The following is a 21010-nucleotide window of genomic DNA, read 5'->3' as shown; positions in this document are numbered from 1 at the left end:
TCCATAAGTATTATGCCAGTGACCCAGCGCCACGTTGAAATAATGGACACCACCCTCCGTGATGGTGAACAAACCAGCGGAGTATCTTTTTCGCCATCAGAAAAATTAACCATTGCACAGCTTTTACTGACAGAGGTAAAAGTGGACAGGATTGAAATTGCCTCCGCCCGTGTTTCAGAGGGTGAATTTACTGCGGTAAAGGCAATTACCAAATGGGCCAAAGCCAACGGCTTTCTGAACAGAGTGGAAGTGCTCACCTTTGTGGATGGCGACGTTTCCGTAGAATGGATGCTGAAAGCCGGCGCCAAAGTAATGAACCTGCTCACCAAAGGCTCGCTCAATCATTTAACACACCAGTTAAAGAAAAAGCCTGCTGAACATTTTGCAGAAGTGGCCGCTGTTGTTGCACTGGCCAATAAAAAAGGACTGGAATGCAATGTATACCTGGAAGACTGGAGCAATGGTATGCGCCACTCCAGGGAGTATGTGTTCCAGTACCTCGACTTCCTGCAAAATGTGCCTGTAAAAAGGATCATGCTGCCAGATACGCTCGGTGTGCTCACGCCCGATGAAGTGAAAGCATTTGTTTCCGACATCGTGCAACGCTACCCGAAATGTCATTTTGATTTTCATGCGCATAACGATTACGATCTTGGTACCGCCAACGTACTGGAAGGTGTAAAAGCAGGCGCGCACGGCATTCACCTTACCATCAACGGTATGGGCGAACGGGCCGGTAACGCTTCGCTGGCCAGCGCCATCGCGGTATTGAACGATTTTTTGCCGGAGGTAAAAACCGCCGTGGCAGAAACCTCGTTGTATACCGTGAGCAAGCTGGTGGAAACCTTTTCAGGATTCCGCATCCCGGTGAATAAACCGATTGTAGGGGAGAATGTATTTACCCAAACAGCCGGTATTCATGCCGACGGCGACAAAAAGAATAAACTGTACTTCAGTGACCTGATGCCGGAACGTTTTGGCCGTACCCGCAAATATGCACTGGGCAAAACCAGCGGTAAAGCCAATATTGAAAACAACCTGCAACAGCTGGGCATTAAACTGTCGGATCCCGATTTGAAAAAAGTAACACAGCGGATCATTGAACTGGGCGACCGGAAAGAAGTGCTCACGCAGGCGGATCTGCCTTATATCATTTCTGATGTGCTGGACAGCAACCGGATCGAGGAAAAGGTGACCGTAGAAAACTATGTGCTTACCCACTCCAAAAACCTGAACCCTTCTGTTACCGTGAAGATCTCCATTGATGGGGAAGTATTCGAGGAACATTCACAGGGGGATGGCCAGTACGATGCCTTTATGAATGCACTGAAGAAGGTGTACAAAAAGCTGAAGCGCGAACTCCCTACCCTGACGGATTACGCAGTGCGTATTCCTCCCGGCGGTAAAAGCGATGCATTGTGCGAAACGATCATTACCTGGAGGCTGAACAACAAAGAGTTTAAGACCCGGGGACTGGACAGCGACCAGACCGTATCTGCCATTAAGGCCACACAAAAAATGCTGAACCTAATCTAAACTATCAATAACAACTGAATGGCTACCAAACATATTTTAATAGTTCCGGGTGATGGAATCGGACAGGAAGTAACTGCAGTAGGTAAAAAAGTATTGGACAGGATTGCTGAAAAATTCGGTCACACCTTTACTTATGACGAAGCGCTGATAGGCCACGTAGCCATTGAAGCTACCGGTAACCCGTTGCCGGACGAGTCGCTGGAAAAGATGCGTAAATCAGACGCTGTGCTGTTTGGCGCGGTGGGTCATCCTAAATATGATAACGATCCTTCTGCCAAAGTAAGACCCGAACAGGGCCTGCTGAAGATGCGCAAAGAGCTGGGCCTGTATGCCAACCTCCGTCCTATTAAATTATTTGATGAATTACTGGGCGCATCCAGCATTAAACCTGAAATATTAAAGGGCGCCGATATCCTCTTCTTCCGTGAGCTGACCGGCGATATTTACTTTGGTGAAAAAGGCAGAAAGAATAACGGCGATACTGCCTACGACATAGCGGAATACAGTCGCTACGAAGTAGAACGCATTGCCCGCAAAGCTTTTGACGCGGCGAGAACAAGGAGAAAAAAACTGTGCTCCGTAGATAAAGCCAACGTGATTGAAACTTCGCGTCTCTGGCGGGAGGTAGTGCAGAAGGTGGCGTTGGAATATCCTGACGTGGAAGTGGAGCACCAGTTTGTAGATGCCACTGCTATGTTGCTGATCAAGGACCCGCGCCGTTTTGATGTGGTAGTAACTGCCAACCTGTTTGGCGATATCCTTACCGACGAAGCTTCGCAGATTGCCGGGTCAATGGGGATGCTGGCCTCCGCCTCTATTGGCGATGGTACGGGCGTGTATGAACCCATTCATGGCTCCGCGCATGATATTACCGGTAAAGGCATCGCTAATCCGCTGGCCTCTATCTTATCCGCCGCGTTGTTACTGGATATCTCCTTTGGTATGAAGACCGAGTCAGAAGCCGTGATCAACGCTGTTGACGGTGTATTGAAAGCCGGCTTCCGCACCGCGGATATTGCCGACAAGCAAACGCCAGCAGATAAAATACTGAATACCAATGCTATGGGAGAAGAAGTGCTGAAATTACTTTAGGCAATACTGACAATCTATAAACAAATGCCTCCCTCCGGGAGGCTTTGTTGTTTTACGCCTTAAACACGCTTTAAGTACGCTTCATCTACGGCTTTGAGGTGGACTTGATCCGCAGGCGCCCTGACGGAATCTCCCCCATAAATGTCAGAATTGCACCACATCCGTATTCGATTTCCGCGGTATGTTTGTGATGTACTTAAAAACATATCATTATGAGAAGAATAGTTTCCTTCATGCATGTTTCCCTGGATGGTTTTGTAGCCGGACCTGCCGGAGAAATGGACTGGATCAGTGTTGGTGATGAAATATTTGATTTCGCCGCACAACGTACCAACGAAGCAGATACTGCCTTGTATGGCAGGGTTACCTACGAATTGATGGACGGCTACTGGCCTACTGCCGCCGACCATCCTAATCCAAGCAAGCATGACATTGAACATTCCCGGTGGTATAACAACGTAGATAAAATTGTGCTGTCCAATACGCTGAAGGGATTAAAGAAAGACAAAACCACGGTGATCAGTGACGACATCGCCGGTAAAATCAGCGCATTGAAACAGCTGCCCGGCAAGGAAATTATCATGTTCGGCAGCCCCGGCGCCACGCAGTCGCTGATGCAACACCAGCTGGTAGATGAATTCTGGCTGTTTGTAAACCCCGTATTGATAGGCGAAGGCATTCCACTGTTTAAAAATATCAGGGAACGGGTAGGGTTGAAATTACTGGCAAGTACTTCCTTCCCGGATTCAGGCGTGGTGTGTTTGCACTATGAAAAAAAATAAATCCCCCTGAATGTGAACGGCCGGCAGTATCTGCCGGCCGTTTTTTATTTACCACTTATCATCTTCTAAAACATCCCGTAAGTACATACCTATATTTCCTGTAATAGGTTTCCTTTTATAGTGCTTAAATAGTGACGAATATCTACATTAGCAGTAAATAAACCCCTTCAGATGAAAAAGAAAACAGTCTTTTTTATTGCCTTTATAATTTCCGTCACGACTTACATAAATATTTGCTTTTCGCAGGTAAAATCTCCTGGTTTTAATATCAGCGGCGTTCTCCATGCGGATGATCCTGCGTTGCTGAAAGAGGTGGTGATACAACTGCTGAACGCCACGGATAAGAAGATGGTAAAAATTGAATACGCCGACAGTACCGGCAGATTTACCTTTGAGCAGATCCCTGCCGGCAGTTATGTGATTGCTACGCAGAGTATGGTTTTCGGGAGATATGAATCTGCCCCGTTCCGGCATGAAAAAAATACGGCGGCCGGTACTATTACGTTGCAGGTAAAGACAACCGCATTAAAAGAAGCGTCGGTTACGGCCGTGAAGCCTTTTATCCAGCAGCAGTACGACAAAACAGTATTGAACGTGGAAGGTTCTATTACCGCTGCTGGCAGCACAGCGCTGGAAGTACTGGAAAAAGCACCGGGTATTACCATTGACCAGAACGATAACATTGCCATGCGTGGCAGGCAGGGCGTGCTGGTGATGATCGACGGCAAGCAGGTGCCCATGTCGGGGCAGGACCTGGCCAATATGCTGCGGAATATGTCGGCCAGCCAGATTGAAACGATCGACCTTATCACCAATCCTTCTGCCAGGTACGATGCCGCCGGCAACGCCGGTATTATTGATATCCGGCTGAAGAAAGGAAAGAAATCCGGCACCAACGGGAACGCGTCTCTCAGCCTGAGCCAGGGCAGGTATCCTAAAGTAAATCCATCTCTCAACTTCAACAGCAAACAACAACATCTCAATATTTTCGGCTCCTATAATTATAACTACCGGGAAGATATGAATGACCTTACCATCTACCGGCAGTTTTATGATGAAAACAACGCCTATACCGGTGGTAACAATTACCAGAACTTTTTTAAATACCGGAACAATAACCACAATGTGCGTGTGGGAGCTGATTATAACATTAATAAGAATGTGGTCGTAGGTTTTGCCGCCAATGGGATGTTTAACGCCAGCAACATTACGATCAATAGTGTGGCGCAATCTGTTGATGCGCACCAGGCAAATACAGGTTCCTTTATTACGCTGGGTGATAACTATCCCGGCAGGAAGAACGGGAGCCTCAATCTGAATTACAAACACACCCTGGACACCAGCGGGCGGGAACTCACCGCCGACCTGGACTACGCCCGTTTCAATTCTTCCGAAGAACAAAATTATAATACCCGCTATTATGATCTGTACCAGGCGGAAACCAAAACACCTTATGCACTCTTTGGCGATTTAAACGGCGAACTTAGTATCCGGTCGGTGAAAGTGGATTACACGCAACCCCTGAAGCTGATAGGCGCCAAACTGGATGCGGGTATCAAAAGCAGCTGGGTGAAATCAGATAATGATGTGCAGTTTTTCGACAGGAGTAACGGCGGCAATGTTTTAGACAAAAGAAAAAGTAACCGTTTTATTTACAAAGAAAACATCAATGCGGCCTATGTAAACGCTTCCCGGAAATGGAAACGTTTAAGCGTGCAGCTGGGCCTCCGGGTGGAAAATACGCTGGCCGACGGATTCCAGGTAACCAATGCGGAAAAGTTTAACCGGAACTATACGCAATTGTTCCCCAGCGGCTATGCAGGGTATGAATTCAATGCAAAGCACGACCTCGGTTTTTCCGTGAGCCGCAGAATAGACCGGCCCTCCTACCGGCAGCTGAATCCATTTAAAGTATTTCTGGACCCACTGACCTCCTCAGCCGGAAATCCTTTCCTGCTGCCGGAGATCACCAACTCGTTTGAGCTTACGCATACCTTCCGGCAACAGTACACCACTAAATTAGGATATAGCCGTACCCGTGATAACATCCTTATTGTACTATCGCCGGATGAAGCGCCGGGGGCAGTCATCCAAACCGGCAGGAACCTCGCTAAGTATAATTATTATAATCTCAGCTTTGGCTTCCCGGTAAATATCCGGAAATGGCTTAGCAGCACCAATACAGCGCTGGTGTACTACGGGCATTACAGCGGCAACCTGGTGAATACCGATCTCAATGTGAGCAGGGTATCTTTCAATTTCAATTCGGTGAATACCATTACCGTAAACGCATTGACTACCATTGAAGTGACCGGCAGTTATGAAAGCCGGGCGTATTACGGTTTCCTTGATATCAGGGGCTTCTGGTTTGTTAATGCCGGCGCACAGCGGCAGTTATGGAACCGGAAGGCATCTGTAAAACTAAATGTGGGCGATATTTTCTTTACCAACCAAACGAATGCGGTGACCCGGCTTACCGGCTATGGCGAAACGTTTAAGCAGAAAAGGGACACGCGGGTAGCGACGGTGACCTTCAATTATAAATTTGGTGGAAATGGAGCCGGTGGCGTCAAAAGGAAGACCGGCGGCGCTGAAGACGAAAAGCGCAGGGCAGGATAAAAATTTATACATTTATTGCATGAACTTAGTTACCGAACTGGAAGAACTGGCCCTGGCCACCCGTCTAAAACGGCTGGCAGAGCGCTTGTCGCAGGACGTGAGCCAGATATACAAAGAATCGGATCTGGACTTTGAAGCAAAATGGTACCTGATCCTGGAACTACTGAGCCGTGAAAAAGTAATGGCGGTTACAGAGATCTCTTCTTCGCTGCAACTGAGCCATGCTGCCGTGGTACAGTTTACGGAGCAGATGCATACGCATGGCCTTATTAAAACAGCGCCTGACTCCAAAGACGCAAGGAGGAGACTGATTTCTTTGACGCTTGCCGGTAAGCAAATGCATAAAAAGATCGGTCCTGTTTTGCAGGTGATCAAAGAAGAAAACCGGAAATGGCTGGCCGAGGCCAGCGCAGACCTTTTGCAGCTCCTGTCTGAACTGGAGAAGGCGCTGGATGAAAGAAGTATGTATAAGCGTATTAAAGTGAGCCTGGTAGAGCAATCTGCCAGGTGAACCGGTTATTTGATACCAAGTTTATCCAATACATGGTTAACCACTCTGTCGCAGCGGATAAGATGGAATGGAAACACCAGGTCGTTTTTATAGTAATCGGAGATCTTCCCGCGCAGCATGAGCCGGGCCCTGATATACCGGACCTTTACGTTTACCGCGGAGATATTCAATGCAGCTGCGGTGGCCGCCACGTTTAAGCCTTCTACTTCCCGCATTACAAATACCAGGCGGTATTTCTCAGGGATTTCGAGCAGGGCAAGTTCCATTACCCTTCCCAATTCTTTATCAATAACTTTTGCCACGGGCGATTCTTTTACCCCGGCACTATTTGCCGGGTGATGATCATCTAAAACAGATAGATCCTCACTGCCCAACCGGTTTTTCTTTTTCAGCAACTGACTGCACTCATTAATCATGATCCTGGTCAGCCAGGTCCCGAAGGCGGATTCCATCCTAAACTTATCCAGGTTCTGGTAAGCATTGATATAGGTGGTTTGCATCATGTCTTCCACATCCATATCATTATCCAGCATGGTCATGCCTATCCGGAACAGGCGGGCATTGTGGCGGCGCATCAGTTGCTCGTAGAGGCGCTCTTCACCGGCCAGTACTTTAGTGATTAATTCGTAGTCAATTTCGGTGTCGGTTTTCGGCAGTGTGGTCATTCTTCTTTTATTAGATGATAAATCGACTGAGAAGTTACAAAAAACTTTTATGGGATTTTGTAACCATTTGAATTTTTTATACTCTAATTAAAGGAGGCCCGGTTAACGGCCCTGATTTTTGACATAACCTAACTTGTGAAGCAGCTGCTATGAAACCAGATAACATTTTTCATCTGCCCGGCATAAAAATGCCGGAGCTAACCCATCAGAAGATCCAGGAGCTGAAGAAAACAGCGAAGGGAAAACTCATTACCGGTACTCCCATGGAGGCTTTCCAGGCATTGGTAAGCTCAATGGAAATTGCGCTGCAGGAGCAACTGGCGCAATATGATTATATCCAGCAAACCGTAATGGACAGCGCCAAACGGAAAATGCTGCTCCTGGAAATGCTGGACGACCATCTTTACCTCGAATTTGCCTATCATATTATGTTTATTAAATGGCGGGAGCAACAAATCAGTAAAGCATCCTGAGAGGGATGCCGGTGACGCGTGCTGCTAATCTCATTAAAACTATACATTTGCACACAAACAAATGCTATGGAGAATTACAGCATCGTCATTTTTATACTGGCCATCATGATTATGCTGTCTGCGGTGGCAGACAAGATAAAGTTACCTTACCCTGTGCTGCTGATCTCCGCGGGAATAGGCATCGGATTCATTCCGGCCCTGCCAAATATCACGCTGAACCCGGATATCGTGTTCCTGATATTTCTCCCGCCATTGCTATATGACGCTGCGTTTAACATCTCCCCACAGGAATTTAAAACCAACTTCAACACCATTGGTACATTGGCAATAGGTTTGGTGTTTCTGACAGCGGGGGCTGTAGCGGTGATTGCGCATTATCTTATTCCCGGGATGAGCTGGCCGCTGGCTTTTGTGCTGGGCGCTATCCTCTCGGCCACTGATGCGGTGGCAGCCATGAGCATTACCAAAGGACTGGGACTTTCACATAAAACGGTGACCATTCTTGAAGGGGAAAGCCTGATCAACGATGCTTCGGCACTGGTAACTTATCATTTTGCCATTGCGGCGGCCACCGGTACCGCCTTTATTTTCTGGAAGGCCTCCCTGGAATTTATTACGCTGATGGCAGGTGGCGTGCTGGCGGGTATAGTGGTGGGCAGGATATTGGCGATGATCCTGAAAAAGGTGCATCAAAACGACCTGGTGACCATCAGCTTTATGCTGCTGATGCCATTTGTTACCTATCTGATGGCAGAAGAACTGCATGTTTCCGGCGTGATTGCCGTAGTAGTGCTTGGGCTGATGATTGCGCGGATCAGCGGGAAAGTTTTTCCGGAGAAATTAAAGCAGCAGTCCAGGTCTATCTGGGATATTATCATCTTCCTGCTGAACGGGCTTATCTTTATTATTATCGGGCTGCAGTTCCCTTACATTATTAAAAGCATCCCCAGTCACCAGATCCTCCCGTATATCGGCTATGGTTTTATCATCACCCTGGCGGCTTTGTTGTTGCGCATGGGCAGGGTATTCCTGCAACAGATCAATTTAGACCAGGCTTTCAAAAAGGGTAAGGGCAGGATCACTGAAAACGCGTTGCTGGATTTCAAGAACAGCCTGATCATCAGCTGGTCCGGTATGCGCGGCATTGTATCACTGGCCATTGCCATTGGGCTACCAATGACACTGAAAGATGAAGCCCCGTTTCCGGAGCGGAATGCCATCATTTTTATTTCCGTGGTAGTGGTGTTGTTTACCCTTATTGGGCAGGGCATCTCTTTACCATGGATTGTGAAAGCCGTAAAACTCTCCCCGGCAGATAAAAAAACGCCGCATTAACTTATCACAACAGCCGGAAATATACTATCTTACTACTAAAGGATGCGTGGATGAAAAAATCACTGTTGCTTTTCAACTGCCTTATTTTATTGTTCCTTCCTGCTATTGCCCGGCAGGAGCCGCCAGATACGGTTAAAACAGGAATATACATTACCAGCATTCATGACATCGACTTCAAACAAAGTGAGTTTACTGTCAACCTCTGGCTGTGGCTCACCTATAAAAACAAACAGTTCGATTTTATACAGAACCTGGAAATCCCCCAGGCAAAAACCTTTACCAAATCCTACTCCACTATCGACTCTTCCAATGGCCGGATCTATTTGCTGATGAAGCTGCAATGCGTGATGAAGGATTCCTGGCGGATTAACAACTTTCCTTTTGACCGGCAGCGTTTGCGGTTTTCCATTGAGAACTCACAGTTTGACGCCAAATCACTCGTGTTTTCGGTGGACTCACTAGGCAAACATTTTGACCCGCGCTTTACACTGAGAGGCTGGGTGATCGACAGCTTCCGGATCAATACCGGTATAAAAGCCTATGAAACCGCGTTTGGCGACGAAAATATCGGCAGGCCACATACAGAGTACAGTAATTTTACAGTGAGAATAGGCATCAACAGGGATGCTACCCAGTTGTTCTGGAAGATGTTCCTCGGCATGTACGTTTCTTTCCTGATTGCTTACATCTGTTTTTATATTCACCCCGACAATATTGATTCGCGGTTTGGACTTGGTGTAGGATCGCTGTTTGCCGCCATTGGTAACAAATATATTATTGATTCCTCTCTCCCCGACTCTACTACTTTTACGCTGGTAGATACCCTCCATGGCATTACCCTGTTCTTTATTTTTGTGGTGATCACTTCTTCTGCATGGTCGTTGCAGCTTATTAAAGCAGGTAAGTTTAAGCAGAGCCGCCGGCTGGATATCGGTTTATCGATAGGTGTGCTGCTGGTATATGTGCTGCTGAATATTTATTTTATTACACAGGCGGTGTACGGAAATTAGCAAGCTAAAAAAATAAACATAGTAATAGTAGTTCCCATGTAAAAAATATTAATTTGCGGGAACTTATACCTATTACAAGCTATGAAATTGAAGTTTCTATGTTGTGCATACCCGCTGTATGCCTTCGCCGCCATGTTCCTGTTAACCGGCAAAGCCCATTCACAGGACATCTACACCCCGGCGACCGTTAACACCTCCTTTCTGCATAATGCTTCCGGTAAGCTGGAAAAGGAACACAAGGATGTCATCAGTCATCTCCCAAAAGAAAACCGCGACATGTATAAAGAAATATACGGCAAGCGGTGGGCAAACATCAAATCCAAATTTGAAGAGAAGGAAGTGTATACGGCTCCTGCTGCACAGAAGTATATCGACAGCATGCTAACGGCGATTGTGCAAACCAATCCTTTGTTACAGGGCCGCGAAATACATGCATACTTTTCCCGGTCGGCCTTACCCAATGCCAGTTATATAGGCCAGGGCGTTATCCTGTTTAATATGGGGCTGTTCCGGCAGCTCAAAACCGAAAGCCAGGCGGCATTTGTGCTGTGTCATGAACTGGCGCATTACTACCTGCATCACAATGAGAACTCCATTAAGAAATATGTGACAGACATCAACTCAAAAAGTGTGCAGCAACAGTTAAAGAAAATCAAGAAAGAGAAATACCGGAAGCAGGAGCATCTTGAAGAACTGAATACCCTGCTGAAATTCGACAGCCGCCGGCACAGCCGCGACCATGAGTCGGAAGCAGATTCGTTGGGACTGGAATTTCTGCATAACAGTCACTTTAATACTGCCGATGCTCTTAGCGCGCTGGCGTTACTGGATACCATTGATAACGACTCCCTGGATATCAAACCCTGTCTTGAAAAGATGTTCCGGTCGAAAAGCTATCCTTTCCAACCGCGTTGGTTAGCGAAAAGCGATCTGCTATTGGGTGGTCATGCGCAATTATTAAACGATCACGCGGTGGAGGATTCATTAAAAACGCACCCCGACTGTAAAGTACGGATCAACGTACTGGCGCCGGCGGTAGCTGAATACAGCAGGGAAACAAACAACAACGGCATTAATCCCGCAATGTTTGAAAAACTGAAGAAGGAATTCTCCTATGAAACTATTGAGTATGCCTATGCCAATAACAACTATACGTCCAGCCTGTATCAAACCATTACGCTGTTGCAGGAACAACCGGAAGATGCGTACCTAATTTGCCAGACGGGCAAAATACTCAACAGCTGTTACCAGGCACAGAAGCAGCATCATATCGGCGATAAAATAGCGATGCCGGCGCCGGGCAACCCGGACTCCTATAACCTGCTGGCACAATTTATCAGGAACCTGTACCTGGAGGATTATGCCCGGATCAGCAACAGCTTCCTGGAACAGTACAACGCCAGGCTCAACAGCTACCCGGTATTCCAGAAAGAAATGGCAATAAGTATTTCTTACGTACAGCCTTAACCGTTAACAACATCTATCCCTATTAACTAAAATATATGATACGGAAAATACTGATTTCCCTTTTTTGTACGATGATGTTCGTCACTATGGTATATGCGCAGAAAAGACTAAACCTCGGCGATGTATCTAACATAAGAGTGGCCAACAGCGGCAATATTATGCGGAATAAAAAAATTACCGGCTACTTCCTGCTGGTAATCAAGGATCAGCTGAGCAAAGATACCATCCGGTACAGCCTGCAGATCCTGGACGAGAACATGCACAAGGTTAGGGAATATGAATACCTGGATGCAAAGGACGTATACGTATGCGAAGCCGCTTCCAACGACAGCACCACGGCATTTCTCCTGAGTAATTCCCATACAGGCGACATGGAATTAAAGATCCTGGATGCAGATGGGCAGCTTAAATTCTCTTACAAAAGACCTTATGTAAAGGGACAGGGAAAGCCAAACATTTATTACAGTGCTTATCATGATATCAGGGATGCCAACCATTCCCTTTTTGATGCAGGCACACATGGCTATATGGCCATACTGGATGTACGTCACCGCATTCACACCGCTGTATTTGAAGTGAATTATTTTGATGCTGCTAAGAAAAAGCACTGGAAATATACGCAGCCAAAAGAAGCACACAAAGAATGGGTAGCCGAATTCATGGCTAAAACGGATAACCTGATGCTGCTGGAAGTTACCCGCAGCAGGAAGAATAATAAGTGTACTTCTTCCCTCACCGCATTTAGCATTGAGTCGAAGAAAAAAGTTTTTGAACTGAAAGAAAAGAAAGAAGCTTATCACCTGGTACCTTCTTTCGTAATGCCTAAGCCCGGCACTGATACCATCACCGTGGCAGGTGAATATTTCAAGGGGGCCAATAAGGTGAGAGGCCGTGCCAGTAAAGGAATCGGTTTTTATGATATCGACTCAAAAGGCAATATCCTCACCAGCACCTACAACGCCTGGAATAAGGAACTGTCCGGCACTTTAACGGCTAACAAAAAAGGGAAATACCAGGGGTTGGGGTATCTTTACCTCCATAATATGATCCCCGGACCTGATGGTAAATTATTTGTGGTGGGAGAAGGTTATAAAAGGGTCCTGAGCTCGCAGGGCGTGATGTTTAATAACACCAAACTGATCTCTACAAACCTGGTGATGCTGGAATTTGACGGTAAGTACCACCTCAAACGCACCAACGTTTACGAAAAGCAACGCATCACCCTCCGGGATATGGCCGATTTCAGGAATATCCATAAAATGGGTTATGCCAGTAAACGATACAACAGCTTCGACTATAAACTCACGACCATTACGGAAGACTATAAAAACTTTTCCATTTGCTATACCGATATGCGCAGGGTCTCCAAAAAAGAAAGGGGCGCTTATCATATTATACGCTACAATGGCCTGAAGTTCCGCAATGATGATTTGCCGATACAGAAAGATAAGACCAATATCAGTATATACCCGGCTAAAGCGGGGAACCTGCTGATATTTGAAACGAATGAGAAAGGTAGTTCGATGCGGATGGAGAAGGTGAGTTGATTTTCCCTTACTTCTTCACCCGGTAGAAACTAATGTCCCTTCTTTGCTCAAAGCCCATGTGCTCATATAAACGCACAGCCCGTTCATTGGTGCGGGTTACATGTAAAAAGGAGGTGATGCCCGCGCCGGCATGCTGATAGCATAGCTGTGTAATCAGCTTTTGCGCATATCCGCGGCCGGTGTGATCGGGGTGCGTACAAATGGCGCTCAATTCGGTGAACCCGGTGAGCTGCATGCGTTCACCGGCCATAGCGATGAGCTGGCCATTGTGCCGGATGCCATAGTAGTTGCCCATCAGGCGTGTACCGTGATTGAAAAAACCGGGTTGAATGCTGTTGATCAGTTCATACATATCGCCGGCGTCTTCTGGCCCCAGCAGGTGCACCATGGCCGCGTCCTTTTCAGACAAGGGGGCTGGCATAGTAGTTAGTATCATCTGGGCGCAGGGCAATTCATTTTCTACGGTCCAGGTACCTGGTAATACGGGCAATTCACCAATGATATAAAATGTTTCCCCGGCATCTATCAAAGTATCGAGTGCAGCAATGCTGTCGTTATCGGTTTGCCTGGCGGCAACAAAGGGTGCAATTTCCCGCTGGTATCTTTTCGCCTGGTCTGTTCCTTGTGCAAAGTGCGCATGCGCAGTGGTTAACGCACCCCAGGCGGGGTTGTCTAAGATGGTTTCCTTCATGCATCGAAATTATACATTTATCAGAAAAAATAACCGGGAAAGAATAGTTTTTTTGAGGCTGCTAACGTAGACGAATATATTTTTTTCGGGAGGTTCATTCAAAAGAAAAGCGGTTTCCCGTAAAGGAAACCGCTTTTCTTTTTATGCCTGTTAGTGTTCCAGGTTTAATATTTCTATTCTTCTGAAATCAACGGGTTGCCCTTCGCTTTGCAGGGCAATAAAGCCTTTGGAGAGGAGCCTGCCATTTATTTTAATGGTGGAGTCGTAGTTGTTTACCACGCCCCCGCCAATCTGTGGTTTGGAATATTGCAATACGGTATCGCCGTTTATGATATGGGTGATCAGGGAATCGCCCAGTACAATCAGTTCGCCCCTCACCCATTGCTCGCCTTCATAAGTTTTGGAGGTGGATTCAATACAATGCGTTTCATCCAGTTTTCCTTTGTAAACCACATTGGTGCCCGGCGAGCACATGTTACCGGTCGGGCGTGGCTTCCCATCACCTAAACCGGCCAGCAGCTGCATTTCCACGGAGATGGGCCAATCCTGCTCTTTAGGCATAGTGCGCGGGTCCTGGGAGTGAAACATAACGCCGCTGTTCAGCAATGTATATTCCGGTGCGGACGGATACCATTTTCCTACAAACCGGTATTCAAATTTGAGATGATAATGTGAGAAGGGTTGCTTATAATAAAGATGCCCGAACTGGTCGTTAAAGTCGCCGTACTGATCATAGCGTATCTTGATGATGCTGTCTTCTACCCGGAAAGTATTGCCAAAGTTCTCTCCTGGTTCGTGGTGATGAATTTTCACGATCCAGTCGTTGATATCCTTACCATTAAACAGGGACACCCATTCCTGTTTTTTTTCGGGTTGTTTTACTTCATTACAGGAAACACTACCAGCCAGCAGTGCTATCATCAATAGTTTACGCGAAATACGGACTTTGCTCATATAGATAATTAAAGTTTTTTTTTATTGTTTCCTGCTGCCTGGTTTTGGAAATACCTGGTGTGTTTGCGCCCATTGGTACCAAAGGGTTTGCAGCTGTTGTACCTTTTCGGGGTATTGTGCCGCCAGGTTATTCGTTTCTGTTTTATCGGCAGCGAGATTATATAATTGCCAGGTGGTATCATTGCTGAGTGACACCAGTTTCCAGTTGCCCGAGCGTGCATAACGTGCACCGAAGTGCTCATTGAACAGCTGATCGTGCCCGGTTGTTTTTTTATTTTTGAAAGATGGCAACAGGCTGATACCCGTAGTGGCCGGGATCTTATGACCGTGGTATACTTGTGGATATTGCGCATGGGCGAGTGCGGTAAACGTGGACATAAAGTCCATTACATGCCCCGCATGATCACTGAAGCCTCCTTTATTGGCAGTGATTCCTTTTGGCCAATAAGCGATCAATGGCGTGTGGATGCCACCTTCATATGATTCTGCTTTCCAGTATTGATAAGGTGTATTGGCGACGTTTGCCCATGTTTGCCCGATGGATGCATACGTGGTTTGCGGGCCCGGCATTGCCTGTTTTTTGGTGGCATAAACGATCTTGCGGCCGTCGCGGGTTTCATCGGGGCGGTCGAAGCCAGGGCCGTAGTTGGCGCAATTTTCAGGGCTGGCGCCATTATCAGACAGGAACAGGATGAGGGTGTTGTCCAGCTGCCCTGTTGCTTTCAGGGCTTCAATAATGCGACCAATGCCCTGGTCCATCCGGTCGATCATGGCGGCGTGCACTGCCATGGCCATGGCATCCCAGGCGGTATCAGGGTTTTGCGCCCAGGTCTGCTCTTCTTTCCAACGTTCAGGCAAGGGCGTAGTGGCCGGATCAATCAGGCCCATTTTTACCATTTTGTTATACCGGGCGGTGCGGATAGCTTCCCAGCCTGCCTTGTAGGTGTCTTTATACTTTGCAATATCTTCCGGCAGCGCCATCAGTGGCCAGTGTGGCGCATTGTGGGCCACATACAGGAAGAAAGGCTTGTCCGTTTCCGCGTAGCCTTTGATATAGGCCACCGCCGTATCGTTGATAGCATCGGTGTGATAATAGCGATCGGGCACTGCTGTGATGGGTGTTGTTCCGCTTACCAGGCTGAAGGGATCAAAGAAATCCACTACTCCCCAGATGGTGCCAAAGAACTTATCAAAGCCCCTGCTGGTGGGATACTGCGCTACCGGGGAAAAGTCGCCGAATGTTTGATGGTGATTAAGCCAGGCCATTTGTGCGGCCGCGGTTTTCTGCCCGATTGTATTAGATACATGCCACTTGCCCGACATAGCGGTCTGGTAGCCGGCTGTTTTCAGTACTTCCGCCAGGGTTACTGCGTTAGCAGAAATATGTCCCTGGTACCCGGGCTCATCCTCTGCCTCGGTCATTTTACCGATGCCAGCCTGCTGGTTATATAAACCGGTAAGCAGCGAAGCGCGGGTAGGACAACAACGGGAAGTGTTATAAAACTGCGTATACCGGATACCGTTAGCAGCGAGGAAATCGAGGTTGGGTGTGTGGATTTCACCACCGTAGCAGCCGGCATCGGAGAAACCCATGTCATCCGCGAGGATGACAATAATATTGGGCCGCGTATCTTTCATCAGCGGCTGCTTACTTTTTTTAAACCCTGTGAGCAACAGGCTGCTCAACAGGAATGGAACAATATAAACTGACTTTGGTTTTACATTCATGGGTTCACACCGTTTTATTACTATTGCTGCGGCTATACCGGATTCCCGTTAAAATAAAATAAAACGGACAGAAAAGTAAATAAACCGGATGATTGGGAAGAATTATTTTTAGCAACCGGTTAAATCCCGCCGGGACCGGCTATTTCTTCCAGGGCAGCAGCCAGCTCGCCGGCTTCGGAGGTGATGTTCCGAATATTGCCTTTTTTATCCATACAAATTATTTCCTTACCCTGTTACTCTCTTCTGCCGCCCCGCTGCGCTGCTTCCGCTGCAGCTGGTTCCCGAAAGTTTTTGCCCATGTCAGCTTTATGATCTGCATCTTGCCTGATTCCGGCTGGAAGGTAACTTTACTTTTCAGGTTAAACGCCTCTTCCGCCAGCGTCCCGAAATAACTGCTGATGTGCACCGTGCGTAGTATATCCGTTACCGTTAGCTGGAGGCTTCCACCGTTTTTATTCAGTTCTTTTTTAAGACCGGCATTCAGCGCACCGAACGGATCTACCTTTTTGGAGCCATCGTACGACGCACTGTTATACCAGCCGGAGATTTCGAGGTAGAAACGGGCAGGTAATGTAAAGGCCGTGGAGAAGTTAGTGTTAAAGCCGAAATATTGTTTCTGTACTGGTGTGGCGGTATAATCCAGTTTAAACTGCCGCCATCCACCAGTGAATCCGAAGTTCATATTCCACCAGTCGTTCACCTTCCACGGCAGCAGCGCCTGAAAGGAAACATTATCCTGGAACAGCAGGTTTTGCGGAGATACCCATATCACTTCCCCTGCGGGATTGGGTGTAAGCTGGTAGCGGGCTATGGGTGCATCATCCCTGCTGTAAAGCAGGGAAAACGAGTAGCCGTTATAGTTATAACCCAGTTTCAGGTTATTGGTGATAGTTGGCTTCAGCATGGGGTTGCCGGTTTCCACCGAAGTGGGTCCCGAGTAAATCACAAAAGAGGCCAGGTCGTTGTAAGCGGGACGACTGATCCTTTTTGTATAGGACAGTTGCCATTCCGCTTCCTTTTTTTTCCATGTCAGGAAAATGCCCGGAAAGAACTTACCGGAGGTTCGTTTGGTGATCTGTTGCTTATTTTCCGGATCATCCATTTGTGTTTGTACATATTCATATCTCAAACCGGCTACCAGCCGTAGCGCCGGATGCAATTGCGCTTCCAGTGAGCCATAGGCGGCTCCTATGGCTTCTTTCATAATGATATTATTGATAGCGGCGGTACTGCTTACCCAGGCATCATCCAGAAAGCTTTCTATCCTGGAGTTGCTGTTGTTTTTTGTATAGGTTCCTTTCACCCCTGTTTCAATTTTTATTTTGGGAGATAGCTGCCTGCTGTAATCCATTTTCAATACGCCGATCTGCATCGAGGACACAGAAAAGGTTCGTTGCACCGGGGCGAAAAGGGTGTCGTTGGTACCCGGTGTATGGCCGGCGCTATCTACGAAAGCACTGATACCGGCAGAAGGCCGGTTGTTTTTATAATACAGGTAATCCAGGTCAATGTTCAGTTGCTCTCCTTCGCGCATTTTTCTTTCTGCATACACAGATGCGCCCAGGTTATCCCAGTTGTTGTTAACCCTGATATCTGCATCCATGTTATAGGCGGTGGTTTTATTCACTAGGTATTCCCCGTGGTTCACCGTATGATCCGTAACCCGGCTGATGTTGCCATTGATATTGCCGCCGATGATGGTGCGCGGGGTGAGGTTTACATCTGCTCCCAGTATGATATTATGACTGTTCCCCACAGGCTTTGTCACGCTGAGGAAATCGGAGGAGCTGGGGCCTCCCAGTAACTTCATATCATCTGTTGCGCGGGCAAACCAGTCGTAATAGGATTTGTCGTGCGAGAAGGAATAGCTTCCGTACAAGGCCGTATTACGGAGCGTGCGGCCGAAATTAAGGCTGGCGGCGGCCTTCTCTCCGTAGCCATATCCGCCGGTAAGAGAAAAGTTTCCCTGGTTCCTGTTTTTCCTGATGACAATATTGATCATCCCGGCATTGCCGGCAGCGTCGTACTTTGCGGGCGGTGTATTGAGCAGTTCAATTTTTTCCACGTCGGCGGCGGTCATGCCCTGCAGGTAAATCATCAGCTGATCGGCAGACATGCGCAGCAATTTGCCGTTCAGCATCACCATCACCCCGCTTTTACCATTGAGCGCAATTCCGTTGGTTCTCCGGTCGATATTAACGCCCGGTGAGCGTTCCAGTACTTCCAGGACCGAGCTCCCCTTTGTGAGCACACTGCTTTGTACATTCACCACTGTGCCATACGCCTGCTGTTGCAACAGGGGCTTGTTTGCCCGCACCATCACTTCTTTCAGCTGTTTCAGGGCAGGCAGGCTGTCTGGCGTGGCGGGTTTCCCGGATGCCTGTGCCTGGGTATCCAGGGCGGGTGACAACAGTAATAAGGTAAGGAGTATGTAGTTCATAAGAGATCACTTCTGCTGCAAATAAATGCGTATCCGCAACGCCGGAAAAAACCGAATGACCATGGGCGGCAGGAAATTGACCACCTGCACAAAAGGCGCCGTTTCCCGGCTAAATCCCTTAAAAGCCGGGAATGCGGCCGTTCAGCAGCTGCGGTATGCGGGTCATCATTTATTTGCTGCCATTGATATAGTACCCGGAAAGAATCAGCAAATTGTGGTTATCTTTAGTAACAGGTAATTTCTTATATGCTGAACACTAACACAAGCCGGAACTGGCTGCTGAAATATAAACTTTACCACATCCCCTTCTGGTGTCTTTACCATTATCTGTGGTGGGTAGTGGCAATAGGGAATCCTGTGAAAGCTGCCAACTCGATTATCTTATTCCCTTTCTATATCAAGTTTGCATTTTATGTGATATTCCAGGCGGCCGCGGTATATTTCAATCTCTATTACCTGATTCCAAAATACCTGGAAAAGGGCAGGTATACCACCTATATTACGCTCCTGGTATCTACCATCGCGGCAACCGCCTGCGCTATTGTTGGCGGGTATTATCTCTGCTCAGCAGTATCAGGGAAAAGCTTTGCCGTACTTTTCGGGCCGGGAGATTACTGCTTCCTGCACTTCTTTGGCAATGCCTTGCCCTCTACCCTTGCCAGCATGACACTGGCCATGAGCATAAAGCTGACCAAAAGCTGGCTGCAAACCAAAAGGAGACAGCAACTGCTGGAAACAGAAAAACTGGAAACAGAACTTAACTTCCTCAAGAACCAGTTTAATCCTCATTTTCTTTTTAATACTATTAACTCCATCTTTTTCCTGATCCATAAAAACCCGGATGTGGCCTCTGCTTCCCTGGCGAAGTTTTCAGAGTTGCTGAGGTACCAGCTGTATGAATGCAACGATAAACAGATTGCCCTCAGCAAAGAGATCGGCTACCTGGAAAATTCTATTGAACTGGAAAAACTACGGCTTAACAATAACGTGGAAGTTTCCTTTGCGTATCACCGGCAGCCGGTATCACACCTGAGCATCGCCCCGTTTATACTCATGACCTTTGTGGAAAATGCGTTTAAGCATGTATCCAAACAGGCTGACGGGCCTAACTGGATCAGGATACAGCTGCATCTCGACGGACCACAGCTGGCATTCACTGTTTCCAACAGCTGTGCGGCAGACGAATACAGCGCACCCATCATTGATTATGGCGGTATTGGTTTGAAAAATGTGCAGCGGCGGCTGGACCTCGTATATCCCGGTCAATATGAACTGGACATACTACGTGAAACCGGCAGCTTTGAAATAAGGCTGCAGCTGGAACTGGCCGAGCTCACGGTACCACAATTGTTATCTACCTAAAATGCCTTTATTATGATCAACTGCGTGATTACAGACGACGAACCACTGGCCAGGGAAGGCATCGCCAGTTATGTAAAGGAAATAGATTTCCTCACGCTGACCGGCATCTGTGAAAACCCTGTGGAGTTGGTAAACCTGTTAAAACGGCAACCAGCCGATCTTATCTTCCTGGATATACAAATGCCTAAACTCAGCGGACTGGATTTTCTAAAGATGGTACAAAATCCGCCGATGGTGATTATCACCACGGCGTTCCCCGAATATGCGCTGGAAGGTTTCCAGTTAAATGTGCTGGACTATTTATTGAAGCCCATTACGTTCGACCGGTTCTTCAGATCGGCCACCAAAGCGAGGGACTATCACCAGTTGGTAAACCCGCCCGCCAAAAACAACGCCACGCCTGCAGAAACCGGTGCGGATCATTTCTTTATTAAATGTGGCAGCCGGTATGAAAAGATCCAGGTGGAAGATATTCTTTTTGTGGAAGGTATGCAGAACTACGTAAGCATCTACACCCGCAAGGGAAAATATATGACCCTGTTATATCTCAAAAACCTGGAGCAGCAATTACCCGCCCAGGCATTTATCCGGGTGCATAAATCTTATATTGTAGCAGTGAATAAAATAGACAGCATCCAGGGGAATGAAATTTGTATACAATCGCACCAGATCCCTATCAGCCGCAATTACCGCGAGGCAGTGATCCAGCAGGTGGTCATGAACAGGTTATGGGATAAAGTTTCGCGGCCGCCCTTGCCGTGAGGTCAAAACATTGTATTTTTGGCGCCCTAAAAAAGC

18 protein-coding genes are annotated in these 21010 nt (G+C 47.4%); 13 read left to right on the top strand and 5 right to left on the bottom strand.

The window, feature by feature from the left end; all coding sequences use genetic code 11:
- The first annotated feature begins 12 nt into the window (after positions 1 to 12).
- The 5 genes from AB6805_RS17740 to AB6805_RS17720 all read left to right on the top strand — a co-directional run bounded on the left by AB6805_RS17740 (position 13) and on the right by AB6805_RS17720 (position 6540).
- Entirely contained in the window at positions 13 to 1536 is a 1524-nt protein-coding gene (locus tag AB6805_RS17740) for an alpha-isopropylmalate synthase regulatory domain-containing protein (RefSeq protein ID WP_370910782.1), read from the top strand.
- Between the two features lie 18 nt (positions 1537 to 1554).
- On the top strand, positions 1555 to 2628 hold the full coding sequence (leuB, locus tag AB6805_RS17735) for a 3-isopropylmalate dehydrogenase (RefSeq protein WP_370910781.1): 1074 nt from the start codon (positions 1555 to 1557) through the stop codon (positions 2626 to 2628).
- 212 nt (positions 2629 to 2840) lie between these two features.
- A complete protein-coding gene (locus AB6805_RS17730) occupies positions 2841 to 3410 on the top strand; it encodes a dihydrofolate reductase family protein (protein ID WP_370910780.1) in 570 nt (189 codons plus the stop codon).
- 171 nt (positions 3411 to 3581) lie between these two features.
- Positions 3582 to 6029, top strand: coding sequence for a TonB-dependent receptor domain-containing protein (locus tag AB6805_RS17725; RefSeq protein ID WP_370910779.1), 2448 nt, complete (start codon positions 3582 to 3584; stop codon positions 6027 to 6029).
- Positions 6030 to 6048: 19 nt separating this feature from the next.
- Positions 6049 to 6540, top strand: coding sequence for a MarR family winged helix-turn-helix transcriptional regulator (locus tag AB6805_RS17720; RefSeq protein WP_370910778.1), 492 nt, complete (start codon positions 6049 to 6051; stop codon positions 6538 to 6540).
- A gap of 5 nt (positions 6541 to 6545) precedes the next feature.
- Here the strand turns inward: AB6805_RS17720 and AB6805_RS17715 are convergent, their stop codons facing one another.
- Positions 6546 to 7205: a sigma-70 family RNA polymerase sigma factor gene (locus AB6805_RS17715; RefSeq protein WP_370910777.1), complete on the bottom strand. Its 660-nt coding sequence runs from the start codon at positions 7203 to 7205 to the stop codon at positions 6546 to 6548.
- Between the two features lie 149 nt (positions 7206 to 7354).
- Between AB6805_RS17715 and AB6805_RS17710 the strand changes: the two genes are divergently transcribed.
- The 5 genes from AB6805_RS17710 (at position 7355) to AB6805_RS17690 (ending at position 13037) form a co-directional block, all read left to right on the top strand.
- A complete protein-coding gene (locus tag AB6805_RS17710) occupies positions 7355 to 7678 on the top strand; it encodes a hypothetical protein (protein WP_370910776.1) in 324 nt (107 codons plus the stop codon).
- Positions 7679 to 7744: 66 nt separating this feature from the next.
- Positions 7745 to 9013: a Na+/H+ antiporter gene (locus AB6805_RS17705; protein WP_370910775.1), complete on the top strand. Its 1269-nt coding sequence runs from the start codon at positions 7745 to 7747 to the stop codon at positions 9011 to 9013.
- A gap of 50 nt (positions 9014 to 9063) precedes the next feature.
- On the top strand, positions 9064 to 10023 hold the full coding sequence (locus AB6805_RS17700) for a hypothetical protein (protein WP_370910774.1): 960 nt from the start codon (positions 9064 to 9066) through the stop codon (positions 10021 to 10023).
- A gap of 81 nt (positions 10024 to 10104) precedes the next feature.
- Positions 10105 to 11490, top strand: coding sequence for a M48 family metalloprotease (locus tag AB6805_RS17695; protein WP_370910773.1), 1386 nt, complete (start codon positions 10105 to 10107; stop codon positions 11488 to 11490).
- A gap of 35 nt (positions 11491 to 11525) precedes the next feature.
- Positions 11526 to 13037 (top strand): DUF6770 family protein, encoded by a 1512-nt coding sequence (locus tag AB6805_RS17690; protein WP_370910772.1) that lies wholly within the window; start codon positions 11526 to 11528, stop codon positions 13035 to 13037.
- A 7-nt stretch (positions 13038 to 13044) separates the two neighbouring features.
- Here the strand turns inward: AB6805_RS17690 and AB6805_RS17685 are convergent, their stop codons facing one another.
- The 4 genes from AB6805_RS17685 to AB6805_RS17670 all read right to left on the bottom strand — a co-directional run bounded on the left by AB6805_RS17685 (position 13045) and on the right by AB6805_RS17670 (position 18850).
- On the bottom strand, positions 13045 to 13728 hold the full coding sequence (locus AB6805_RS17685) for a GNAT family N-acetyltransferase (RefSeq protein WP_370910771.1): 684 nt from the start codon (positions 13726 to 13728) through the stop codon (positions 13045 to 13047).
- Positions 13729 to 13878: 150 nt separating this feature from the next.
- On the bottom strand, positions 13879 to 14682 hold the full coding sequence (locus tag AB6805_RS17680; RefSeq protein WP_370910770.1) for a DUF1080 domain-containing protein: 804 nt from the start codon (positions 14680 to 14682) through the stop codon (positions 13879 to 13881).
- Positions 14683 to 14703: 21 nt separating this feature from the next.
- Positions 14704 to 16410, bottom strand: coding sequence for an arylsulfatase (locus AB6805_RS17675; protein ID WP_370910769.1), 1707 nt, complete (start codon positions 16408 to 16410; stop codon positions 14704 to 14706).
- 217 nt (positions 16411 to 16627) lie between these two features.
- Positions 16628 to 18850, bottom strand: coding sequence for a TonB-dependent receptor domain-containing protein (locus tag AB6805_RS17670; RefSeq protein ID WP_370910768.1), 2223 nt, complete (start codon positions 18848 to 18850; stop codon positions 16628 to 16630).
- Between the two features lie 61 nt (positions 18851 to 18911).
- Here AB6805_RS17670 and AB6805_RS17665 point away from each other — a divergent pair, with 61 nt between their 5' ends.
- From AB6805_RS17665 to AB6805_RS17655, 3 genes are read left to right on the top strand one after another with little or no spacing between them, the layout of a single operon-like run.
- Entirely contained in the window at positions 18912 to 19088 is a 177-nt protein-coding gene (locus AB6805_RS17665) for a hypothetical protein (protein WP_370910767.1), read from the top strand.
- Between the two features lie 8 nt (positions 19089 to 19096).
- Entirely contained in the window at positions 19097 to 20212 is a 1116-nt protein-coding gene (locus tag AB6805_RS17660) for a sensor histidine kinase (protein ID WP_370910766.1), read from the top strand.
- 12 nt (positions 20213 to 20224) lie between these two features.
- Positions 20225 to 20974: a LytR/AlgR family response regulator transcription factor gene (locus AB6805_RS17655; protein WP_370910765.1), complete on the top strand. Its 750-nt coding sequence runs from the start codon at positions 20225 to 20227 to the stop codon at positions 20972 to 20974.
- The last annotated feature ends 36 nt before the right edge of the window (positions 20975 to 21010 follow it).

Source organism: Chitinophaga sp. RCC_12, from assembly GCF_041360695.1.
In the GTDB taxonomy this organism is placed as follows: Bacteria; Bacteroidota; Bacteroidia; order Chitinophagales; family Chitinophagaceae; genus Chitinophaga.
This window is presented reverse-complemented; position numbering and strand designations above follow the sequence as displayed.